Origin of the sequence: Campylobacter gastrosuis, from assembly GCF_030249845.1 — a bacterium.
In the GTDB taxonomy this organism is placed as follows: Bacteria; Campylobacterota; Campylobacteria; order Campylobacterales; family Campylobacteraceae; genus Campylobacter_A; species Campylobacter_A gastrosuis.
Window position 1 is genome coordinate 92,146 of the sequence record NZ_JANURM010000004.1, and the last position, 20,809, is coordinate 112,954.

Here is a 20,809-nt window from a genome sequence, read left to right on the forward strand (position 1 = left end):
AATTTAATAGTGGCGAAATCACCTACGATGATTTTTTACGTGAAGTTGAGTTTAATATGTCAGCTGTGATGAGCATGGACACAAAATATCTAAATCTCACGCCAAAGGCTTATGATGATTATTTGGAGCTTTCTAGGGGCGATTTTAAGGTCGTGCTTGATCTTTTTGATGATAATGACCCTCATAATTTTGGCGAAATTTCAACCAATGCAATGCTTATAAATCTTGATAGCAATGGCGACGCTTTGCTTGATAAAAATGATAAATACTTTTTTAACCTAAAAGCAAAAGGCTACGACAAGGATGGCAATCTTAAAATTTTCAGGCTCAGTGAGCTTGTGAGCGGGATTGACCTGCTAGGTTTTATTAAAAAGCCAAGCGAGATGGAAAATCACAGCCTAAATTTAATGAAGGCCTACAACGCTCACCCAGCGATAAAAGAGCATAGAATTGACATTGACGGCACGGATAATAGAATTAGCTACTACAACAACAACCCCTACACGATTTTTAAGCCAGAGTATCGTTATGAGCGTATGAGTAATGAGATGCTTGATGAGCTTTTTGGTAATTTAAGCGACAAGGACGGCTGGGTTAAGCTTGATAATTTGGTTTTTAACGACAAAAGTCCGTATAAAAATTTCGCCTACGCAAAGCAGAATTTAAACGGAGAGTTAATGCTTGATGAATTTAACACTCGCTCAAAATTTCAGGATAGCAACCTATCTTACACAAAGGAGATGAAAGATAAATTTTTGGAATTTTACGATAGATATTATGCCACGCTTGATAGTTTTGAGCAAGAAAAGAGCAAAATTTTAAACGCACTAAAACAGCACGGAGATAGCCAATTATCAGGCAAGATAGAGCAGTTAAAGAGTGCTAGTTTGGCTAGTTTAGAGCGTGAATTTGAGCAGATGAGTGGCGTGGATTTTAGCCAAAGGACACTTCAAAAATTTAAAAAAATGTTTAGCAAAAATGCAAAAAACACAGCAGAACTCTTGCAAGACACCGATAGCGTGGTGGCGATGAAACGCGAGAAAAACGGCTCTATCACGCTAAAATTTGATAGTGGCAGGGTGCTTAATGTAAATGAGCTTTATTACGACACTGGCGAGGTTAGAGGCGAGGGCAAACGCCTAAAACTAAACCTAATCCGCCACGATTTAAAGGAGCAAACCATAAACGAGTTGGTAAAAATTTCAGATAATCTAGCCATAAAAAATGAAGCAAATGGCGAAATTTTGGAGCTTTCAAAGCTTGGCATTGAGTTTATAAGAAGCTTAAAAAATAGCTTTTACATCCAGCTAGAAAATGGCAAATCGTTTGTTGCAAAAGAGCTGTATAATGTAAGCTACATTAATAGTTTGTTTAAAGATGATTTAATAAAATTAGAGGATAAAATTTATAAAAAGGTTAATGAAAGGGTTTAAAAACCCTTAAAAACAAAAATGTGGAGCAGAAATTACCCAGCCTACACCACGCTGGTCAAAGCCTTTTAAGTCAAAAATAATTCTGCCACCAAGATAAAAATCATCTATTTCTATAATACTAACTTCGCCTATGCCCCAAAAAATCACAAAATAACGCTTTAAGCTATCAAAATTTAGACTGCGAATTTTTGTATTTAGCTCGTGACCATTATAAACAAAGCCATTTACTTTATATTTGCTAGACCAGCCACTTTGCGTTCTATACGCCACACAGGCTGTTTGTTGCTCATATGCAAAGAGCGTTAGCTAAAAAAGAAAATTTATACGAGTATGTCTTGTTTAAATTTTTATTTACATTATATAAATGCTAGTTAATATAATTTTAAACAGCAATTAAATTTTATATTCAATAGAAAATAGCAGATAAACATTATAATTTTATCTGCAAAATTGCTTACCAGTTAGGTTTTTTGGTTCCTTGTTTGCCAGTATATGGGTTATAATTCCCTTTGGTGGAGTAGTTATTTATTGTTGTGCTATCCCTTGATGATTTGTAGTGAGGTTGAACATACGTTCCATCTTTTTTAAAATATCCATTGACATACGTATCTGCAAAAGCACAATTTAACCCAAATAGGGCAACTAATGTAAGTATTTTTTTCATTTTATCTCCTTTTTCTCCATAGGGATAATCTCTATGGCTGATTGTAAATGCATTTTATACAAAAATAAACTTATATAAAATGGGGATAATTATGTTAAATTTGCCATCAATTACAACCGATGAAGAAAACGAAAAATTCTTAGATTTAGTCGCAAACAACGTAAAAAGAATAAGAATACAAAGAAATTTAAGCCAACTTTAAACAGCACTTAGTATAGGTCAAGCTTCAAGCGGATTTTATGCAAATATGGAAAATAACGCTCACGGCAAGCACTTTAATCTAATCCATCTCTTTAAACTCTCAAAACTTTTTGAGTGCGATATCTGTGAATTTTTTAAAATTCAGCCTTAAAAATCAAAAAATAAAGAAAATTTAGCTATAATCCGCCCCCAAAGCACAGCAGGTAATCGCTTTTTTAAAGAGGAAAGTCCGAGCTGCCATAAGACAGAGTTCCATCTAACAGATGGCTAGGGCGACCTAAGGGAAAGTGTAACAGAAAGCAAACTACCGAAAAATCGGCAAAGGTGAAACGGCGGGGTAAGAGCCCACCAACGAGCTTGGCAACAAGTGCGTTTATAAACCCAACTCGCAGCAAGAAGGGGTGGTTTTTAGTCTTATATTAAAACCCTTCGCTAAATTTTGTATGCAAATGCAAAATAAGATAAATGATTACCAAAAACAGAACTCGGCTTAGGGCTGTGCTTTGTGAAATTTTTGTTAGCTTATTAATAAATTTTAAAATTTTATGACTAAAATCAAAAAAATTTTAATATTTTTTTGATACAATGCAAACCAAAAATAAATTATTCAGAAAGGAAAGCAATGTCTGTAAAGCAAGAAAGACGCGATTTTATTGGGATTGCGTTTGGTGCGGTAGCTGCTGTTGGCGGTGCATTTTCGCTTGTGGCGATGAAAAAGACTTGGGATCCGCTCCCTAGCGTCAGAGCAGCAGGTTTTACCAGTGTTGATCTTACTCCGATGAAAGAGGGCGAGATTAGGCAGGTTGAGTGGCGTAAAAAGCCGATTTTTATCTTTAAAAAAGAGGCTAACGCTAAGCCAAATGAGGCTCGTGATGTCGTGGTCGGGAGTGATAGATATATCGTTGTTATCGGACTTTGCACGCATCTTGGCTGTATCCCTGAGTGGAAAAGTAGCAAAAACGCCTTTGTTTGTGCCTGTCACGGAGGCGAGTTTAACGCTGACGGCGAAAATATCTTTGGACCGCCACCACGCCCACTTGATATCCCACCATTTAAGATAGAAGGCACGACTTTGGTGCTTGGCGAGACTGGCCCTGAATACAACAAATTAGTAGGCAAGGCGTAAGGAGATAAAATGGCACAAATTCACAAATCAAACGGCGTCCTAGACTGGCTTGACCAGCGTTTGGCTGTAAATAAGCTAATGAAAGTCCTAGTTAGCGAGTATTGGATACCAAAAAACATAAATTTTCTATGGGCTATGGGCGTTATTTTAACGACACTTTTTGCGGTGCTTTTTGTAAGCGGACTTCTACTTTTAATGTATTATAAACCAGATGTAAATTTAGCCTTTGATAGCGTAAATCAAACGATAATGCAAGAGGTTGAATACGGCTGGTTGTGGCGTCATATGCACGCAGTTGCAGCCTCTGTCATCTTTTTGATAATGTATATTCACCTTCTTACTGGACTATATTATGGCTCTTACAAAAAGGGCAGGGAGATGATTTGGGTTAGCGGTATGCTACTTTTTATCTGTTTTTCAGCCGAGGCATTTAGCGGATATATGCTACCTTGGGGGCAGATGAGCTACTGGGCTGCCACTGTTATCACTCAGCTTTTTGGTGCTGTGCCGGTTATTGGCGAGGCGTTGGTTGAGTGGATTAGGGGCGATTATGCTGTTGGTGATGCGACGCTGACACGCTTTTTTATGCTTCACGTGTGCTTAATGCCAATTGTGATAATAGCAGTTTTAGTTATTCACTTTTATTCACTTAGAATTCCTCACGTAAATAACCTAGACAGCGAGGAGATTGACTTTGATATTGAGGCAAATGAGTATCTAAATGGCGATAAGAAAAAGGCAAAAGTAATACCATTTTGGCCGGGATTTTTGGCAAAAGACTTTATGTATGTCGCATTTTTTATGATATTTTTTATGTATCTAGTTTGCTTTCACTTCAATTTTGCAATGGACCCGATTAACTTTGAGCCAGCAAATGCGCTAAAAACTCCACCACATATCTATCCAGAGTGGTATTTCTTGTGGCAATATGAAATTTTACGCGGATTTTTCTTTGATATGTTTGGCATTACAGCTGCAAATTTAGGCTTGCTTGCGTTTGCGTTTGCGGGCGTTGCTTTTATGATTATCCCGCTACTTGACACGAGCGATGTTGTCGCACCAGCACACAAAAGACCGCTATATTTTATATGGTTTTGGGTGCTTGTGATTGATTTAATTGCACTTTCAATTCTAGGCAAAATTCCAACCGCTGGCAGAGAGTGGCTAGGATTTGGTAGCTCGGTGCTATTTTTATTCTTATTTATCGTAGCACTGCCGATTATTAGCATAATTGAAAAGAGAAGGGGATAATTATGAAAGAGTTAAAAATTTTTGCCATAGTTGTCTTTTTATCTGGCGTTTTATACTGGGGCATTGAGCCTTATGCTCATCACGAGCTTCATCCGCAAACAGCCCTTGCAAATTACGATTTTACCGCTGAGGATATAGATTTAGCGAGTAAAAATTTAGAGATAGCAAAGGCAAAGGGCGATGATAAAGTAGCACAAAAATCGCTTGATGAATACAAGGCGTTTTGGGACGAGGTAAAAACGATAGATTTAAGCAAGGGCGACGCACAAAAGGGTGCTGAATTTGCCGCTACTTGTGCTGGTTGTCATAGCATTGAGAGTGCTGGAATTCCAGCTAGTATGGACGCACAAACCGCTAGTGCTAGTTTTGGCGTAGTCCCGCCTGATTTAAGCACGGCTGGGGCGATTTATGATGATAAATTTTTAGTTGCCTTGATTAAAAATCCAGTAATGGCACTAAAATTAAGCCATAAATTTGGCGATGAAAAGCCATTCCCGATGACACCATATTTTGGCGAAAACAGCGATATTGCCGACATTGTAGCCTACTTAAAGTCAGTTTCACAAGACTACATTAAGGCAAATAAGGGCATTAGCGACGAGAGATTATTTTCAGACGCTTGCCAACGCTGCCACGACATTAAATATGATAAAAAATACACTCACTCAAACAGAGTTGAGTTGGCAAAATATATGGGCTCAAATCCGCCAGATCTCTCAATGATGATCCGTGCTAAAAATTCAGATAATTACCTAAATAAGCTCATAAACGACCCACAAAAGGTGCTTTCTGGCACTTCAATGCCACGTGTTGGGCTTAAAGAGGACTCAGAAAAGCAGATCGTATCTTACCTAGAAAAGGTCGGCGATAGTAAGAAAGATGAGCGTGAGCAAATCGGAATTTACACGATGATTTACTTCTTTATTCTTGGAATTTTTGCTACACTTTGGAAACAAAAGGTGTGGAGAGAGCTTCATTAATCTAAATCTGCGGAATTTTCTCCGCAGATTGACTTTTAATTTATTTTTTATTTGAAGTTTAAGTCTACTTGTATTAAAATTATCACTAAATTATCACAAAAGGAGAATTTATGGGTATTTTTGGCAACGATTTAAATCCAAATCTAAAAAATCAGCTTGAAAGCTTAAAGGGCGAAAACGATAGATTAAATGGCGAAAATGCCGATTTAAAGAGCAACAACGCTAGGCTTAGTGCCGAGATTGAGGCGTTAAAGACCGAGATTAGAAAGAAAGAAGATATTTTAAATTTAATGCTTAATGGCGCCTTGTTTGGGCTTGATGAAACAAGGGAGATGATAGGCGAAAATTTAAAAATTTGCAACGAAATCGCCACAAAAAGCTCGGACTCTGCACAAAAAGTCAGGGATTTTAACGAAACCAGCAAGGCGATGACTGATTTTATTGACACGATAGCACAGACCTCACGAAAGTCGCACGAGAACGTAAATATGCTTCACAAAAGCGTTGATGAGATTACAAATATCGTAAATTTAATCAAAGACATTTCAGACCAGACAAACCTACTTGCACTAAATGCTGCCATTGAAGCGGCTCGTGCTGGCGAGCACGGCAGGGGCTTTGCAGTTGTCGCTGACGAGGTTAGAAAGCTAGCTGAGCGGACTCAAAAGGCGACAAGCGAGGTTGAGATGAATATAAACCTGCTTAAACAAAATGCAAATGACGCCCTTTCAATGAACGATGAAATTGAGGCACTTTCAAGCAATCAGCTAGGATACGTGGCAAAATTTAAAGATGATTTTGGCGAAATTTCAAATATTACGCAAATAATTGAAAAGGACTCAAAAAACATCATCAGCAATATCTTTGTCGGACTTGCAAAGCTTGACCACGTGGCATTTAAGCAAAATGGATACAGCAGATTTTTCAATCACAACAGCGAAAAAATGGGCGATCATCACGGATGTCGGCTTGGCAAGTGGTATGTGGCTGACGGCAAGGCGATTTTTGGCAACACATCAGCCTATCCAAAAATTCTAAGCCCACACGAAGCGGTGCATAGAAATATCAACGAAGGCATCGCAAATGGGCAAAATTTAGACGTCGCAACTGCTAACTTTAAAAAGGCAGAAGAGGCCTCAAAAGAGTTATTTGCCATACTAAATGATATGTTAAAGCAAAGGCAAGATGGCTAAAAATTTCAAAAAGTGCTTTAAAATTCCCACTTTTTTGGCTAAAATGCCATTTTAAAAAAGGATAAATTTTGAAGCACTTTAAAGAGATTAGCGTGGCTCACTCGCCAGACGCTGATGATATTTTTATGTATATGGCAGTGAAATTTGGCTGGGTTGGCTCTGAGTGGCTTAGGTTTTCAAACACCGCACTTGACATTCAGACCCTAAATGATGAGGCATTAAAAGGCACTTATGACGCCACGGCGATTAGTTTTGGGCTTTATCCGCTTATAAAAGATGACTACGCACTTTTACGCACGGCTGTGAGTTTTGGCAATGGCTATGGTCCAAAATTAGTCAAAAAAAAAGGTAAAAGCTTAAAGAAAAATTTTAAAGTTGCACTTTCAGGTAAGCACACCACAAACGCACTACTTTTTCGCATAGCATATCCAGAAGCACGCATAGTTTATAAGAATTTTTTAGAGATTGAAAACGCTGTTTTAACCGATGAGGTTGATGCTGGTGTGCTGATACACGAGAGCATTTTGGACTTTTCAGACCAGCTTTGTGTTGAGCGTGAGATTTGGGATATTTGGTGTGATTTGGCTGGGGATATGCCTTTACCGCTTGGTGGTATGGCGTTACGTAGAAGTTTGCCACTGACTGACGCTATTGAAACAGAGCGAGTTTTAACCGAAGCTGTCAGGGTTGCCACCGCTCACAAGCCATTTTTATCATATATGCTAATGGAGCGAAACTTAATTAGAGTTGATAAAGAAAAATTAAAAACTTATTTAAGTTTATACGCAAACGAAAGCTCAGTTACGATGAACGAAACAGCAATAAATTCGCTAAATAAACTTTACGAGCTTGGCTACAAGCATAAATTTTATCCCGAGCCTTTGGATATAAATGACTTTTTTATACCCACCGAGTATAATAAAATAAGGTTTAGCTAATGCAAAGCACACTCGTTGCTCTTGGCGTTGAAACCTTTAAAGTCGCCCTTTATTTAAGCTTGCCGATGTTATTAAGTGGGCTAATTGCCGGACTTTTAATCTCAATTTTTCAAGCTACGACACAGATAAATGAAACCACTTTAAGTTTCGTGCCAAAAATCATCTTAGTTGTCGTTGTTATCATCGTTTTAATGCCTTGGATGGTTACGATGATGAGCGAATTTACAATTAAAATGATAGAGATGATACCTGAATTTATAAAATGAAAAAATTAATTGATTTTTCTAAGTTTAGCTCTGTTAAAATCGGCGGAGTTTGTGAAGTTTTTGTGATAGAAAATGAAAGTGAAATTCCGCAAAACTGCGTTATTATCGGCGGTGCAAACAATATCTTACTCTCTCCAAATCCACCAAAACTAGCAATGCTTGGGAGTAAATTTGACTACATAAACTTAAACGGCGAAATTTTAGAGATTGGAGCAAAAACAAAGAGCGGTAAAATTTACAATTTTGCAAAATCAAACGATATTGCAAACTATGAATTTTTAAAAAATATCCCCGGCACACTTGGCGGATTAATTAAGATGAATGCCGGTCTTTTAGGACTTAGCATAAGTGATAATCTACTTGAAATTTTAACCCCAAACGGCTGGTTAGGGCGTGAAAATTTTGCGTTTAGTTATAGGTATAGTGGGATAGAGTGTGCGATTTTAGCCGCTAGGTTTAAAATTTCAAATGGATTTAGCCTAAGTGCTTCAAATGAGTTTGAAAACAAGCGAAAAAATCAGCCAAGTGGGGCTAGTTTTGGTAGCTGTTTTACAAACCCAAAAGGCGATTTTGCAGGGCGTTTGATAGAGACTGTGGGGCTTAAAGGGCATATTATTGGCGGCGCAAAATTTAGCGAAAAACACGCAAATTTTTTAATAAATTTTAATAACGCAACCTTTAATGATGCAATTAATTTAATAAATTTAGCAAAACTTCGTGTTTTTGAAAATTTTGGCATAAATTTACAAACCGAAGTCGTGATACTTTAAGGATAAAAATGGAGAAATTATTTGGAGAATTTTTAACAACGCTTATCATTTTTGGCGTGGTCGTGCTACTTGCGATTTATAAATCAAAAAGTCACGAAAAAGTAGCAAAGATAAATGAGCGTGATTTTAAGAAAAATTTAGAAAATTTTGCTCTGTTTTTTGATGAAAAGGGTGAGAGTTTTGATGAAATTTGCAAAAATTTAGCCAAAAGTGGCAAGATAAAAATCATTGATAAAAATATGAGTGTTAGCGATTTTGTCGGTGTTTTAGGCAGAGAAAATTTTAGCGATGAGATAGGTGGCACAAACAAGATAGACCAGAAAATTTTAAGCCAGTGTGTAAGGGCTTTAAAAAAACCGCTCGCACTCGGACTTTATCCCCAAAATAACGGCGTTTATTACGCATTTTTGCTTGATGAAGATGAGCTTTTTAGGCTGATTGATTTGGCATCAAAGGTTGGCGAAAATATCATTTTTTGCGATTAAAAGTCGTAAAATCGCCTGAAATTTAGGAATTTCACGTTTAATCTTTCACAAGCTATTAAGCGTCCCTGTAAAACGCCTTTGACAAACTAAGACAAGGCTAGAAATTTTTGCAACTACCATAAAATAGGCGATATTTTTAAATTTCAAATAAAGCCCTGCTGTAAATTTTGTTATTTAAAAATAAAATTTCAAAAATCAGCGAGTGTTTGTAGTCTATCAGAGGCAAGAAGCGATTGTTTAAAGCAAAGCCAAACTAAAAATTCTGCTATAAAAATAAAAAGCAATTTCTCATAAAAAATAAAAAACGTTGATTAAATTTATAATTCATTAAAAATCAAAGCGAGCCACCTTGCTTTAAGCCATAAACGTAAAGCAATTTAGCCCGCTTTGTTAGTAAATTTAGTCGTTATACGCCTCTTCGCCGTGAAGTGCCACGTCAAGTCCGTCTATCTCGGCATTTTCGCTCACTCTTAGGCTGGTAAATATTGATATTGCTTTAAAAATCACAAAACTAAGAACCGCTGAGAGTGCGATACAAACGCCTATGCCAAGAAGTTGCTCACCAAAAAGATGAAAATCCCCACTCACAAAAAGCCCTTCATAGGCGATGTCAGCATTTACGCTTTTGCTCGCAAAAAGCCCAGTCGCCACGCCACCCCAGACGCCACCAATGCCGTGAAGGCTAAACGCATCAAGGGAGTCATCAAGCTTTAAGCCGTATTTTATGTAGCTAAGCCCCACGTAGCAAATCAGCGCCGAAGCCCCACCGATAAAGATACTAGCGCCAAGGCTTACAAATCCACAGCCCGGAGTAATGCCAACTAGCCCAGCCACAAGTCCGCTAAGTCCGCCAAGCATTGTTGGTTTTTTATGCAAAATCCACTCGGTTAAAATCCAAACGATAAAGCCACTTGAAGCCGAAATTATCGTTACGATAAAGGCATTTACCGCAATATCATTTATCGCACCAGCCGAGCCAGCATTAAACCCAAGCCAACCGATAAATAGCAAAATTCCGCCTAAAAATGTGTATGGGATTGAGTGTGCTTGCAGTCCTTTTGGAATTTCTTTTCTAGGGCCAACAAGCAAAACACCCACAAGTCCAGCCACACCAGAGCTAATATGAACCACGCCACCACCTGCAAAATCAAGTCCGCCACGCACTAGCAAAAAGCCCTCTTCGCTCCAAATCATATGTGCTAAAACCGAATAGACAAGAGCACTCCAAAACACAAGAAAAATCACCAAAACGCCAAGTTTTACACGCCCAACAAGCGAGCCAGTAATAATCGCCCCAGCTATTAGAGCAAATGCCATTTGAAACACGACAAATAGGGCGTTTGGCACACCAGATGAGTTGTAACCACTCACATTTTTAAGCATAAAATTTGACATATCGCCAACAAAACCGCCACCAACATCAGCCCCAAAAGCTATGCTAAACCCAACAAAAAGCCACACAAAGGTAATCACGCCAAATACAATAAAGCAGTTCATAATCGTATTTATCGTATTTACGCGCTTTACCATACCAGAGTAAAACATAGCAAGGGCTGGTGTCATCAATAATACCAGCAACGAACACAGCATTATAAAGCCAGTGTTTATAGCATTCATCATCTCTCCTTTGAAAAAGTTTTGTGGCATTATAAATCATTTGCTATAAATTTTTTATTAATTAAGAAAACTTTTATAATTTTTTAAAGACTATTTTAAAAATTAACAAAATTTTGAGAAATTTTTGAGAAAAAATAGCTTTTATTAAAGCATTTTTAGGTAAAATCAGGCGAAATTTATGTTAAGGAATTTTATGGCAAAAGAAAAAGAAAAAGAGAGCGTTGAGATTAAAAACGATGCCGATAAAAAAAAGGCGTTAGAACTTGCTTTAAAGCAGATTGACAAAGCCATTAGCAAGGGTGCTGTGATGAGGCTTGGCGATAAGCAGGTTGAGCAGATTGACAGCATACCAACTGGCTCAATCGGACTTGACTTAGCACTTGGCATTGGCGGTGTGCCAAAGGGTCGTATCATTGAAATTTACGGACCTGAAAGCTCTGGTAAAACCACGCTTACACTTCACATAATCGCCGAGTGTCAAAAGGCTGGTGGCAATTGTGCCTTCATTGACGCCGAGCACGCACTTGATCCGATTTATGCGAAAAATTTAGGCGTAGATACGGATAATCTTTACATTTCACAGCCAGATTTTGGCGAGCAAGCACTTAGCATTGTTGAAATTTTAGCAAGAAGTGGTGCTATGGATTTAATCATCGTTGATAGCGTTGCTGCCCTTACGCCAAAGAGCGAGATTGATGGCAGTATGGGCGACCAGCACGTTGGACTTCAAGCAAGGCTAATGAGCCAAGCACTTAGAAAATTAGCTGGTGTCGTGCATAAAATGGGCTCAACCGTGATTTTTATCAACCAAATTCGTATGAAAATCGGACAAATGGGCTATGGCTCGCCTGAAACCACAACTGGCGGTAATGCACTGAAATTTTACGCCTCCGTTAGACTTGATGTTAGAAAGGTAGCCACGCTAAAACAAAACGAAGAGCCAATCGGCAACAGAACAAAGGTCAAAGTCGTTAAAAACAAGGTTTCGCCTCCGTTTAAAACGGCAGAATTTGACATAATGTATGGCGAGGGCATTAGCAAAGAGGGCGAGATTATTGATTATGGTGTCAAACTTGAAGTCATTGATAAAAGCGGTGCTTGGTTTAGCTACAAAGCAAACAAACTAGGTCAGGGCAGAGAAAACGCAAAGGCGTTTTTAAAAGAAAACACGCAAATTGCAGATGAGATTATAGCCACGCTTAAAGGCTCAATGGATATGGCTGGGCTTTTAAGTAGCGGTAAAGATGATGACGATGAAGATGAAAAATCAGAAAAAACAGGAGATGATGAATGATATACATTGAGGACGTAAGAGCAGTAGAAGTGCTTGATAGCAGGGGTAATCCAACAATAAAAGCATACGTAACGCTAAGTGATGGCACAAACGCAGAAGCTATCGTGCCAAGTGGGGCAAGCACTGGTAAAAGAGAAGCCTTAGAGCTAAGAGACGGCGGTGCTAGATACGGCGGCAAGGGCGTTTTAAACGCGGTTAGCAATGTAAATGAAAAGATTTCAGAAGCCATAATCGGACTTGATGCGTTTAACCAAAAAGCCGTTGATGATGAGATGTTAGCGCTTGACGGCACTGATAACTACTCAAATTTAGGCGCAAATGCAGTCTTAGGCGTATCTATGGCAGTTGCCAGAGCAGCCGCAAAAAGCCTAAATATCCCGCTATATCGCTATCTTGGCGGTGCAAACGCAAGCGTATTGCCGGTGCCTATGTTTAATATCATAAACGGCGGCGCTCACGCAAATAACAGCGTGGATTTTCAGGAATTTATGATAATGCCGTTTGGGTTTGAGAGTTTTAGCGACGCCTTACGCGCAGCGACTGAAATTTATCACAAGCTAAAAGCCATTTTAAACAAACTTGGACATAGCACGGCTGTTGGCGATGAGGGCGGATTTGCTCCAAATTTAAAAGACAATGAAGAGCCAATCATCTTAATAATGCAAGCAATCAAAGAGGCTGGATATGAGGCTGGAAAACAGATAAAACTAGCCCTAGACGTGGCTTCAAGTGAGCTTTATAAAGACGGCAAATACGTAGTTCAGGGCAAACCATTAAGCAGTGATGAGCTAATTGATTACTACGCTATGCTTTGTGAAAAATATCCGATTTTTTCAATTGAAGATGGTTTAAGCGAAGATGACTGGGCGGGCTGGGAGAAGCTAACACAAAGACTTGGCGGTAAAATTCAGCTTGTTGGCGATGATTTGTTTGTAACAAATGAGAAAATTTTACGTGAGGGCATACAAAAGGGCGTTGCAAACGCTATTTTAATCAAGCCAAATCAAATCGGCTCAGTAAGCCAAACAATGCAAACCGTTCGCCTAGCCCAAAGAAACGGCTATCGTTGCGTGATGAGCCATAGAAGTGGCGAGAGTGAGGATAGCTTTATAGCAGACTTTGCGGTCGCGCTAAACACTGGCGAGATAAAAACTGGCGCAACTAGCAGAAGTGAGCGAAACGCAAAATACAACCGCCTTTTAGAGATTGAGTTAGAGAGCGACGAGTTTTTAGGAAGCAACATTTGAGTGAAATTTTAAAGGAGTATGATAAAAGCCAAAAGGCAAAAAAATCATACTCTTTTATGCAAATTCTACGCTATGTAGGCATTGTTGCTTGTGTGGTTGGCTTTGGAATTTACGTTGGTAATATGATGTTTGGCAAACGTTCGCTTGACGTTATGCTTAGTTTGCAGAGCAAAAAAGAGCGTTTAAGCGAAGATGTTGAGTATCTAAAAAAGCAAAATGCAATGCTTTTAAAAGAGTATTTTGAGCTAAAAGAGCTTGAACCTGAAAATAATAAAAAGTGAGTGTTATGAGAATTTTTTACCTTTTTGTGGCTGTTTTTGTAAGCTGTTTTGCCAGAGAAAATCCATTCGTGCCAAGTGGCGACATAAACGGCGAGATAATTACTACAAACATTAAAGAAGAATACGAGGTGTTTAACAAACAGAGCATAAAATTCCCAAGCGATGCGAGTTTGCTTTTAAATATCAAGATAAAATACAGAGCAAACGACGGCACGATAAAAGAAAAAAGCATTGATATAAATAAAACCATAAATCACAACGATGAATACGCACTTTTAAAGCTAAACGAGCCAAAGCCAGTAGTGAGTAAAAAGCTTGATGTTTCGGTGACTATGCCTGATGTTAGCGTGGTTAAGGTTGTTAAAAAAAGCGATGAAAACGCCACTCTGCCAAAGCCATCAGACGCACCAATTCTAACCCAAAAAAGCGAGCAAAACAACACCGAAGTGGTCGTTAAACACGTCAAAACGCCGATAAATGAGCAGGTAAAAACTGCAAAAAAGGGCGATTTAAACATAAAACTACCGCTAAAAAGCGTGAAATTTATGGATTTTATCAGGTTTGACGCCGATAAAAACCGCCTAAATATCATCACAAAAGATAAAATCATCAGGCATTTTAAACACGAAAAGGACAAAATTGTCGTTGATTTTAAGGGCAAACCGATGTTTAAAACAAAGGATATTGAGCTAAATACTGGCGAGTTTAGCAAGGTTACTCTTGGTTGGCACAAGAGCTTTTATAGGGTCGTTATAAAGCTTAAAAAACCGCAAAAATACGAGCTTAACGCACTTAAAGATGAGAGCGGATACGAAATTAATCTAAAATAATGTCAAAATCAAAGACCCAAATTTCACGCCAGATTTTATTGTTAAAGATATGCTTGAAATTTTGGGCTATTTTGGCGATGAAATTCTAAACAAGCATATCGTTGATAATAGCTGTGGCGATGGTGCTTTTTTATCTGAGATTGTGCGTAGATATTTATTAGCCTGTAAAAATCACGATAAAAATGTGATAAAAACCGAGCTTGAAACCTTTATTCACGGCATTGAGATTGATAATACTCAGCTTGAAAAATGCGTTAAAAATTTAGACAAAATCAAGCAGTTTGAGTTTTCTAAGAGCGGTATGACTGATATTTTATCGCATTTTACGAGCTTGGTTTAAAAATGCAAATTTAATTAGCGAAGATGAGATAACAAAAGATAGCGAGATTTACGAGTATTTGCTAGAAAACAATGGGCGACTTTTAATGCACTAAATAGCGATGAATTCTTAGGCTACGTAAAATTTTTAAAACGATATAAAAACGGCGGATATTACACGTTTTCATCAAAAGATGTTAAAAAATTTTTAGACTATAAATTAGGAGATTTTAATGACAAATAGCGAGTTTTTATCAGTAATAAAGCAATCTTTTGCGAAATTTTTAAAGGTTAAAACATCACGTAGCACCGCAAAATTAAAAGACCTACACGGCGAGATTGCAAGGGATTTACAAGTTAGATTGGGCAGCGATTTTGTCATAAAGTCGCAAGGTTTTAACGATGATAAAGAGGGCAAGATAAACGGCAGATATTATGATAAAAATGTGGATATTTTAATTAAAAAAGACGGCGTTTGCATTGGCGGTGTTGGCGTGAAATTTGTAATGCAAAACTACTTGCAAAATAGCAATAACTATTTTGAAAATATGCTAGCAGAAACAGCAAATATACGCACAGCAGACGCGAAAGTCCCAAAAATCCGCTAAAAACAAAAGATGAGTATATGGATTTTTACACTAAAATTTTAGATGATAAGGACTTAATTAGCTACGCTAAAATACAAGATGAGTTTAGTAATGCCGTGATTTTAAACGACTATGAAAATTTCACAACCCGCCTTTGTGCCTTGATAAATGGTCATTTAAAGTGATTTTTTTATCCGTTTAGTCGCCCAAATGACTACGCTGCCAGCTAGTAAAATTGCGATTAAAAATTCAAAATACCCGCTAATTTCGCTTGGTATTTCATCGCTTGAAGCACCACTTAAATTTTCATCAAAAACAAAGATAAACCCAAAAACATAATTTAACAAAAACCAAACAAAAACGCCCAAAACCGCCAAAAAAGCCAAAATTTTACCACTTTTACCCATTAATTTTTGCCAAAAGCTCTTGCACTGCTTCAAACTCAAAATTCTCATTTGAGCCCTGTTTTAAAAACTCATACATAAATTCCTTCTTAGCGATTGCCATATCAAGCTCCCTGTCGTTGCCACGCTGATAAGCACCAATCCTTAAAAGCACCTCGTTCTCTTTTAAGAGCGAATATAACCGCTTAAACGTGATCGCATTTTGCTTATGCTCCTTGCTAACCACGTCGCCCATTACACGAGAGGCTGAATTTTGAATGTTTATAGGCGGATAAATGCCAAAATCCGTTAGCTCCCTGCTTAAAACGATGTGTCCATCAAGGATAGAACGGCTCTGATCGGCTATCGGATCGCTCATATCATCGCCCTCAACAAGCACCGTAAAAAACGCCGTAATTGAGCCCTTGCCCTCTTCTTTACCAGCTCTCTCCATAAGCTGTGGCAAAAGCATAAGTGAGCTTGGCGGATAGCCCTTTGAGGTAGGTGGCTCGCCAAGTGCTAAGCCTATCTCACGCTGTGCCATAGCAAAACGAGTAACGCTGTCCATTATAAAAAGCACATCAAGCCCTTGCTCTTTAAAATATTCAGCCACGCTCATCGCACAAAAAGCGCCGTATTTTCGCATTAAAGCACTATCATCAGAGGTCGCTACGACTATCACAGCACCGCTTAAATCCCCGCCTAAATTTTTCTCTATAAACTCAGGCACCTCCCTGCCACGCTCGCCAATTAGAGCGACGACTTTTATCGGTGCTTTTGTGTTTTTTACTATCATACTCATAAGCGTTGATTTACCCACGCCAGAACCAGCAAAAATCCCCAGCTTTTGCCCCTTGCCACAGGTTAAAAGCCCGTCAATTGCCTTTATGCCCACGCTAAACGGCTCATCTATTAGCCCACGCTTCATAGCGTCAATTGGTGCTTTCATAATCGGCATAAAATCAGTGGTAAAAATTTCGCCCTTGCCGTCAATTGGTCGCATAAATGGATCAACCACGCGCCCAAGCAGAGCCTTGCCAACAGGGATATTCATACCTTGGTCGCTCTCATAGACAAAATCGCCAATCTTAAACCCCTCAACAAAGCCAAAAGGACTTACAAATGCCCCATTTGACGTGATTTGCGTCACCATACCAAGTCCGTTTTTGCTCTTATCTTTGCTTGAAATTTTAACCACATCGCCGATACTTGGGCGAAGTCCAGAGATTTCAATGGTCGTTGGCGTAATTTTTGTAATCACACCAAAGACATTTGAGAGTGAAATTTTATCGCTTTGTAGCTTTAAATTTAGGCGTTCTAAGCTCAAAAACGCATCTCCTTTGGCGAATTTATAAGAGCAAAAAATTCCTTTCTTGTTTCGGCATTTTTTATAAAAGCCCCACGAAGTGCCGATGTAGTCGTGGTTGAGTTTATCTTTTGCACGCCTCTCATCTCAACACACATATGCCTAGCCTCAACCACCACGCCAACGCCCTTTGGCTCTATCACCTCAGCTAACGCCTGAGCGATTTGCTCTGTCATCTGCTCTTGAATTTGCAATCTTCTTGCAAAAATATCAACCATACGTGGAATTTTGCTAAGTCCAACGACCTTGCCATTTGGTATATAAGCCACGTGCACACGCCCAATTATAGGCAAAAGATGATGCTCACAAAGGCTGTAAAACTCAATATCTCTAACCAAAACCATCTCGTTATTTGAGCTTTTAAAAAGTGCGTCCCCAAGCACCTCTTTTGGGTCTTGATGATAGCCACTTGTTAGAAATTGATACGCTTTAAAAACTCGCTGTGGTGTTTTTAAAAGCCCCTCTCTGTTTGGGTCTTCGCCGATAATTGTAAGCATATTTTTTACAGAATTTTCAAAACTTTCTTGCATAAAATCTCCATTTTTTAAAGCCCTAATTGTATTAAAAAACGGCTTAATAAATTTAATAATAAGGAAAAATTTGCTATATTTTGCCCTAAAATTTTTTTAAAAGGGAAAAAATGGCAATTACTACAAAGGCTATTGATAGCGTAAATTGCGAAATTGACGCAAAAATAGAGAATTCACAAATTAAGGCTAACGTTGAAAAATTAGCCAAAAAAGCGGCAAAAACAATGAAAGTTGATGGTTTTAGACAAGGGCACGTCCCAGTTTCTGTCGTTTTAAAAAGATATGAAAAAGAGCTTACAAGCGACGCTGAGCAGGACGCATTAAGAGAAATTTTAAACGAAGCACTAAAAGAGCAAAAAAGATCAAACAACGACCTAATTGGCGAACCGCTGGTTAATAAATTTGAGCGAAGCGATAGCGGTATTGATGTGAATATGATAGTTTCATTTAAGCCAAGCGTTGATGTTAGTGGATACGAGGCTTTAATCCCTGAATTTTCAACACCAAAAGTGCTTAAAAAAGACATTGATGAGAAGAAAAATGAAATTTTAAAAATGGTAGCTCCGCTTGAAAAAGTTGAGAAAAAACGTGCTTTAAAGAGCGGAGATTTTGCGAAATTTGACTTTGAGGGCTTTGTTGATGGTGTGGCATTTGATGGCGGTAAGGCTGAAAATTACCTGCTTGAAATCGGCTCAGGTCAGTTTATACCGGGCTTTGAAGATGGTATGATTGGATTAAAGCCGGGCGAAGAAAAGGACGTTGAAGTAACCTTCCCAGCCGAGTATGGTGCGCCAAATTTAGCTGGCAAACCAGCCGTATTTAAGGTAAAACTACACGAAATTCAGGAGAGAAAAATCCCTGAAACACTTGATGAAAAAACCCTAAAAGCGATCCTAGCAAACGAAGAAAACCCAACCGAAGAGCTTCTTGATGAGCGTATAAAAGAGCAGATTAGAAGCGAAAAAATGTTTAATTTAATAAACGAGGATTTAAAGCCAAAATTCGCCGAAGCCGTTGTTGAGAAGTTTAAATTTGACGTGCCAAAAAATATCGTTGAGCAAGAGATGGATATGCAGTTTAGAAACGCTTGGGCTGGATTTAGCAAAGAAGAGATTGAAAAGATTAAAGATGACAAGGACGCTATCGTTAAAAAACGAGAGGAATTTAGAAAAGATGCCGAAAATAGCGTTCGTTTAACATTCATCATTGATGAGCTAGCTCGTGTTAGAGGCGTAAAAGTAGCAGACCAAGAGGTCGTTCAGGCTGTCTATTTTGAAGCTTACAGGACTGGTAGAGATCCAAAATCTCACCTTGAAATGTATAAAAATCAAGGTATGCTACCAGCCATTAAAATGTCAATGATTGAAGAGAAATTATTTAACGAAATGTTTAATAAAGATGAGAAAAAAACAGCCAAAAAAGAGAAGGCTGAGTAATGAGCTATTACGTCCCAGTCGTAGTTGAGAGAACTAGCAAAGGCGAGAGAAGCTATGATATTTACTCACGCCTTTTAAAGGACAGGATTGTTATGCTTAGTGGCGAGATTGAAGATGGTATGGCATCATCAATTGTCGCCCAACTTCTATTTTTAGAAGCAGAAGACCCAGAAAAGGATATCTATCTTTACATAAATAGCCCAGGTGGCGTGATAACAAGCGGTTTTAGCATTTATGACACGATGAATTACATTAAACCAGATGTTTGCACCATTTGTATGGGACAAGCCGCCTCAATGGGTGCGTTTTTGCTTAGTTCTGGGGCAAAGGGCAAACGCTATGCACTTACAAATTCACGCATTATGATTCATCAGCCACTTGGCGGTGCTAGGGGACAGGCTGCTGATATTGAGATTCAAGCACGTGAAATTTTACGTTTAAAAGAGAGTTTAAACAACATTCTAGCCAAAAACACCGGACAAAAAATCGCAAAAATCATAAAAGACACCGACAGGGATAATTTTATGAGTGCATTAGAGGCCAAAGAATACGGGCTAATTGATAATGTTTTAGAAAAGAGCTTTAAATAGGGGCGAAATTTGTTAAAAATAGACAATGCACCAAAGTATCATCAAACTAGGCAGGGAGTGGCAAAGCAAGAAGAAAAGGACATTTATCAGTTTTCAGAGAGTGTCTTAAAAGAGCTAAGTCAAGATAACATCCCCTCAATCCCTAGCAATTACTCAATATATTTTGAGAAGTTGCTTGATGAGAGAACGAGCGAATTTAAAGAGAAGCTCGGCAGTGCATTGACCTTTTATGAAGAGGGCGGTCAGAAGATGACCGAGAGCAGTATTTTTATAGAAAAAGAGATAAAACAGGGCTTTGTGCAGATTAAATCAATGCTACAAGCAGTCGCCTTAATCTATAAAAATTTAGGCTTAATGAAAGGCATTACCAAAAAGCACATTGCCACACTTCACAGCAACACCGATCTTTTAGCAGTTCAAAATGTCCTAAGCGTCTTTAATGATGATTTAATCAAACTCGTCTCTTTAATGGACAAGCACGTTGAGGTAATCCGTGCAAACTACGAAGAGATCGGCAAGATGTTTAAAGCCATTGAAGAGCAGACCGTTTATGATGCAAATTACGAGGTTTATAACAAGAAATTTTTAATTAACGCAATGGAGATTGAGGTTACTAGCTCAAAACGCTACGGCTACCACACTTCGTTTGTAATCACAAAGGTTGATGAGAAAATTTTATTTACCACAAATAACCTAAAAGAGCGAAACGACCTGCTAAAAAGCGTGGCTCAAATTTTGCTAAAAACTTCAAGGCGTAGCGATATAGTCGCGCATTATGGCGACGGATTTTTTATCATCGTGATGAAACACACCGACTTAGACGGAGCAAAACTAGCTTGTGCTAGGCTAAATAAGCTATTTAGTGGCATTAAACACAATGTCGGCGGTGCTGAGATTGTTGTTAATTTAAATATGGTCGCCGGAGAGCTTACAAAAGAGGGTAGTAGTATGGAGGAGGTCTTATCAAAGGCACTTGATACAATCGCCTCAACCGACGCAAAAGAGCCGATATTTTTGGAGTAA

25 protein-coding genes, 1 other RNA gene and 2 pseudogenes are annotated in these 20,809 nt (G+C 38.5%); 22 read left to right on the plus strand and 6 right to left on the minus strand.

Annotation, left to right across the window (positions count from 1 at the left end; genetic code table 11):
* Positions 1-74: 74 nt before the first annotated feature.
* Positions 75-1,433, plus strand: coding sequence for a hypothetical protein (locus NYG85_RS05235; protein WP_284937436.1), 1,359 nt, complete (start codon positions 75-77; stop codon positions 1,431-1,433).
* Between the two features lie 6 nt (positions 1,434-1,439).
* Here the strand turns inward: NYG85_RS05235 and NYG85_RS05240 are convergent, their stop codons facing one another.
* Both NYG85_RS05240 and NYG85_RS05245 read right to left on the minus strand, forming a co-directional pair.
* Positions 1,440-1,703 (minus strand): hypothetical protein, encoded by a 264-nt coding sequence (locus tag NYG85_RS05240; protein WP_284937437.1) that lies wholly within the window; start codon positions 1,701-1,703, stop codon positions 1,440-1,442.
* A gap of 184 nt (positions 1,704-1,887) precedes the next feature.
* Complete coding sequence (locus NYG85_RS05245; protein ID WP_284937438.1) at positions 1,888-2,097, minus strand: hypothetical protein; 210 nt, start codon at positions 2,095-2,097, stop codon at positions 1,888-1,890.
* Between the two features lie 91 nt (positions 2,098-2,188).
* Here NYG85_RS05245 and NYG85_RS05250 point away from each other — a divergent pair.
* The 11 genes and pseudogenes from NYG85_RS05250 to NYG85_RS05295 all read left to right on the plus strand — a co-directional run bounded on the left by NYG85_RS05250 (position 2,189) and on the right by NYG85_RS05295 (position 9,307).
* A pseudogene (locus tag NYG85_RS05250) lies at positions 2,189-2,449 on the plus strand (XRE family transcriptional regulator).
* Between the two features lie 40 nt (positions 2,450-2,489).
* Positions 2,490-2,807, plus strand: an RNA gene (gene rnpB / locus NYG85_RS05255) — RNase P RNA component class A.
* Between the two features lie 113 nt (positions 2,808-2,920).
* A complete protein-coding gene (petA, locus tag NYG85_RS05260) occupies positions 2,921-3,424 on the plus strand; it encodes a ubiquinol-cytochrome c reductase iron-sulfur subunit (RefSeq protein ID WP_284937439.1) in 504 nt (167 codons plus the stop codon).
* A 9-nt stretch (positions 3,425-3,433) separates the two neighbouring features.
* Positions 3,434-4,675 carry a cytochrome b gene (locus NYG85_RS05265; RefSeq protein WP_284937440.1) on the plus strand — a complete coding sequence of 414 codons (1,242 nt, stop codon included), beginning with the start codon at positions 3,434-3,436 and terminating at the stop codon, positions 4,673-4,675.
* A gap of 2 nt (positions 4,676-4,677) precedes the next feature.
* Positions 4,678-5,655, plus strand: a complete 978-nt coding sequence (locus NYG85_RS05270; protein ID WP_284937441.1) for a c-type cytochrome — start codon at positions 4,678-4,680, stop codon at positions 5,653-5,655.
* A 506-nt stretch (positions 5,656-6,161) separates the two neighbouring features.
* Positions 6,162-6,446: pseudogene (locus NYG85_RS12150) on the plus strand (methyl-accepting chemotaxis protein); the annotation flags it as partial.
* A gap of 99 nt (positions 6,447-6,545) precedes the next feature.
* On the plus strand, positions 6,546-6,848 hold the full coding sequence (locus tag NYG85_RS12155; protein WP_432264846.1) for a CZB domain-containing protein: 303 nt from the start codon (positions 6,546-6,548) through the stop codon (positions 6,846-6,848).
* Positions 6,849-6,916: 68 nt separating this feature from the next.
* Entirely contained in the window at positions 6,917-7,786 is an 870-nt protein-coding gene (locus NYG85_RS05280) for a menaquinone biosynthesis family protein (protein ID WP_284937443.1), read from the plus strand.
* Positions 7,786-8,052, plus strand: coding sequence for a flagellar biosynthesis protein FliQ (gene fliQ, locus NYG85_RS05285; RefSeq protein WP_284937444.1), 267 nt, complete (start codon positions 7,786-7,788; stop codon positions 8,050-8,052). The genes NYG85_RS05280 and fliQ overlap by 1 nt, the downstream gene beginning before the upstream one ends.
* Positions 8,049-8,822, plus strand: a complete 774-nt coding sequence (locus tag NYG85_RS05290) for a UDP-N-acetylmuramate dehydrogenase (protein WP_284937445.1) — start codon at positions 8,049-8,051, stop codon at positions 8,820-8,822. The genes fliQ and NYG85_RS05290 overlap by 4 nt, the downstream gene beginning before the upstream one ends.
* A gap of 8 nt (positions 8,823-8,830) precedes the next feature.
* A complete protein-coding gene (locus NYG85_RS05295; protein ID WP_284937446.1) occupies positions 8,831-9,307 on the plus strand; it encodes a hypothetical protein in 477 nt (158 codons plus the stop codon).
* A 399-nt stretch (positions 9,308-9,706) separates the two neighbouring features.
* On the opposite strand, the gene NYG85_RS05300 is transcribed toward NYG85_RS05295, so the two are convergent.
* Positions 9,707-10,924, minus strand: coding sequence for an ammonium transporter (locus NYG85_RS05300; RefSeq protein WP_284937447.1), 1,218 nt, complete (start codon positions 10,922-10,924; stop codon positions 9,707-9,709).
* 193 nt (positions 10,925-11,117) lie between these two features.
* On the opposite strand from NYG85_RS05300, the gene recA reads away from it, so the two are divergent.
* The 7 genes from recA (at position 11,118) to NYG85_RS05335 (ending at position 15,666) form a co-directional block, all read left to right on the plus strand.
* On the plus strand, positions 11,118-12,218 hold the full coding sequence (recA, locus tag NYG85_RS05305) for a recombinase RecA (protein ID WP_284937448.1): 1,101 nt from the start codon (positions 11,118-11,120) through the stop codon (positions 12,216-12,218).
* Positions 12,215-13,465 carry a phosphopyruvate hydratase gene (eno, locus tag NYG85_RS05310; RefSeq protein WP_284937449.1) on the plus strand — a complete coding sequence of 417 codons (1,251 nt, stop codon included), beginning with the start codon at positions 12,215-12,217 and terminating at the stop codon, positions 13,463-13,465. Before recA ends, eno begins: the two co-directional genes overlap by 4 nt.
* On the plus strand, positions 13,462-13,746 hold the full coding sequence (locus NYG85_RS05315; protein ID WP_284937450.1) for a septum formation initiator: 285 nt from the start codon (positions 13,462-13,464) through the stop codon (positions 13,744-13,746). The genes eno and NYG85_RS05315 overlap by 4 nt, the downstream gene beginning before the upstream one ends.
* A 5-nt stretch (positions 13,747-13,751) precedes the next feature.
* Positions 13,752-14,576: an AMIN domain-containing protein gene (locus tag NYG85_RS05320; RefSeq protein WP_284937451.1), complete on the plus strand. Its 825-nt coding sequence runs from the start codon at positions 13,752-13,754 to the stop codon at positions 14,574-14,576.
* Between the two features lie 49 nt (positions 14,577-14,625).
* Complete coding sequence (locus tag NYG85_RS05325) at positions 14,626-14,916, plus strand: hypothetical protein (protein ID WP_284937452.1); 291 nt, start codon at positions 14,626-14,628, stop codon at positions 14,914-14,916.
* Between the two features lie 211 nt (positions 14,917-15,127).
* The gene (locus NYG85_RS05330) at positions 15,128-15,502 is read left to right on the plus strand and encodes a hypothetical protein (protein ID WP_284937453.1); all 375 of its coding nucleotides are present in this window, start codon (positions 15,128-15,130) and stop codon (positions 15,500-15,502) included.
* 17 nt (positions 15,503-15,519) lie between these two features.
* Positions 15,520-15,666 carry a hypothetical protein gene (locus NYG85_RS05335; protein ID WP_284937454.1) on the plus strand — a complete coding sequence of 49 codons (147 nt, stop codon included), beginning with the start codon at positions 15,520-15,522 and terminating at the stop codon, positions 15,664-15,666.
* On the opposite strand, the gene NYG85_RS05340 is transcribed toward NYG85_RS05335, so the two are convergent.
* Genes NYG85_RS05340 through folE form a run of 3 tightly spaced genes read right to left on the minus strand, consistent with a single transcriptional unit; the run spans position 15,658 to position 17,760 of the window.
* Positions 15,658-15,936 (minus strand): hypothetical protein, encoded by a 279-nt coding sequence (locus tag NYG85_RS05340; protein ID WP_284937455.1) that lies wholly within the window; start codon positions 15,934-15,936, stop codon positions 15,658-15,660. The genes NYG85_RS05335 and NYG85_RS05340 overlap by 9 nt on opposite strands.
* Positions 15,881-17,191, minus strand: a complete 1,311-nt coding sequence (fliI, locus tag NYG85_RS05345; protein ID WP_284937456.1) for a flagellar protein export ATPase FliI — start codon at positions 17,189-17,191, stop codon at positions 15,881-15,883. Before fliI ends, NYG85_RS05340 begins: the two co-directional genes overlap by 56 nt.
* Positions 17,188-17,760 carry a GTP cyclohydrolase I FolE gene (gene folE / locus NYG85_RS05350; protein ID WP_284937457.1) on the minus strand — a complete coding sequence of 191 codons (573 nt, stop codon included), beginning with the start codon at positions 17,758-17,760 and terminating at the stop codon, positions 17,188-17,190. The genes fliI and folE overlap by 4 nt, the downstream gene beginning before the upstream one ends.
* 110 nt (positions 17,761-17,870) lie before the next feature.
* On the opposite strand from folE, the gene tig reads away from it, so the two are divergent.
* The 3 genes from tig to NYG85_RS05365 are packed head-to-tail and all read left to right on the plus strand — an operon-like array spanning position 17,871 to position 20,809.
* Positions 17,871-19,196, plus strand: a complete 1,326-nt coding sequence (tig, locus tag NYG85_RS05355) for a trigger factor (protein WP_284937458.1) — start codon at positions 17,871-17,873, stop codon at positions 19,194-19,196.
* On the plus strand, positions 19,196-19,786 hold the full coding sequence (gene clpP / locus NYG85_RS05360; RefSeq protein WP_284937459.1) for an ATP-dependent Clp endopeptidase proteolytic subunit ClpP: 591 nt from the start codon (positions 19,196-19,198) through the stop codon (positions 19,784-19,786). The genes tig and clpP overlap by 1 nt, the downstream gene beginning before the upstream one ends.
* Before the next feature lie 9 nt (positions 19,787-19,795).
* Positions 19,796-20,809, plus strand: a complete 1,014-nt coding sequence (locus NYG85_RS05365; protein WP_284937460.1) for a GGDEF domain-containing protein — start codon at positions 19,796-19,798, stop codon at positions 20,807-20,809.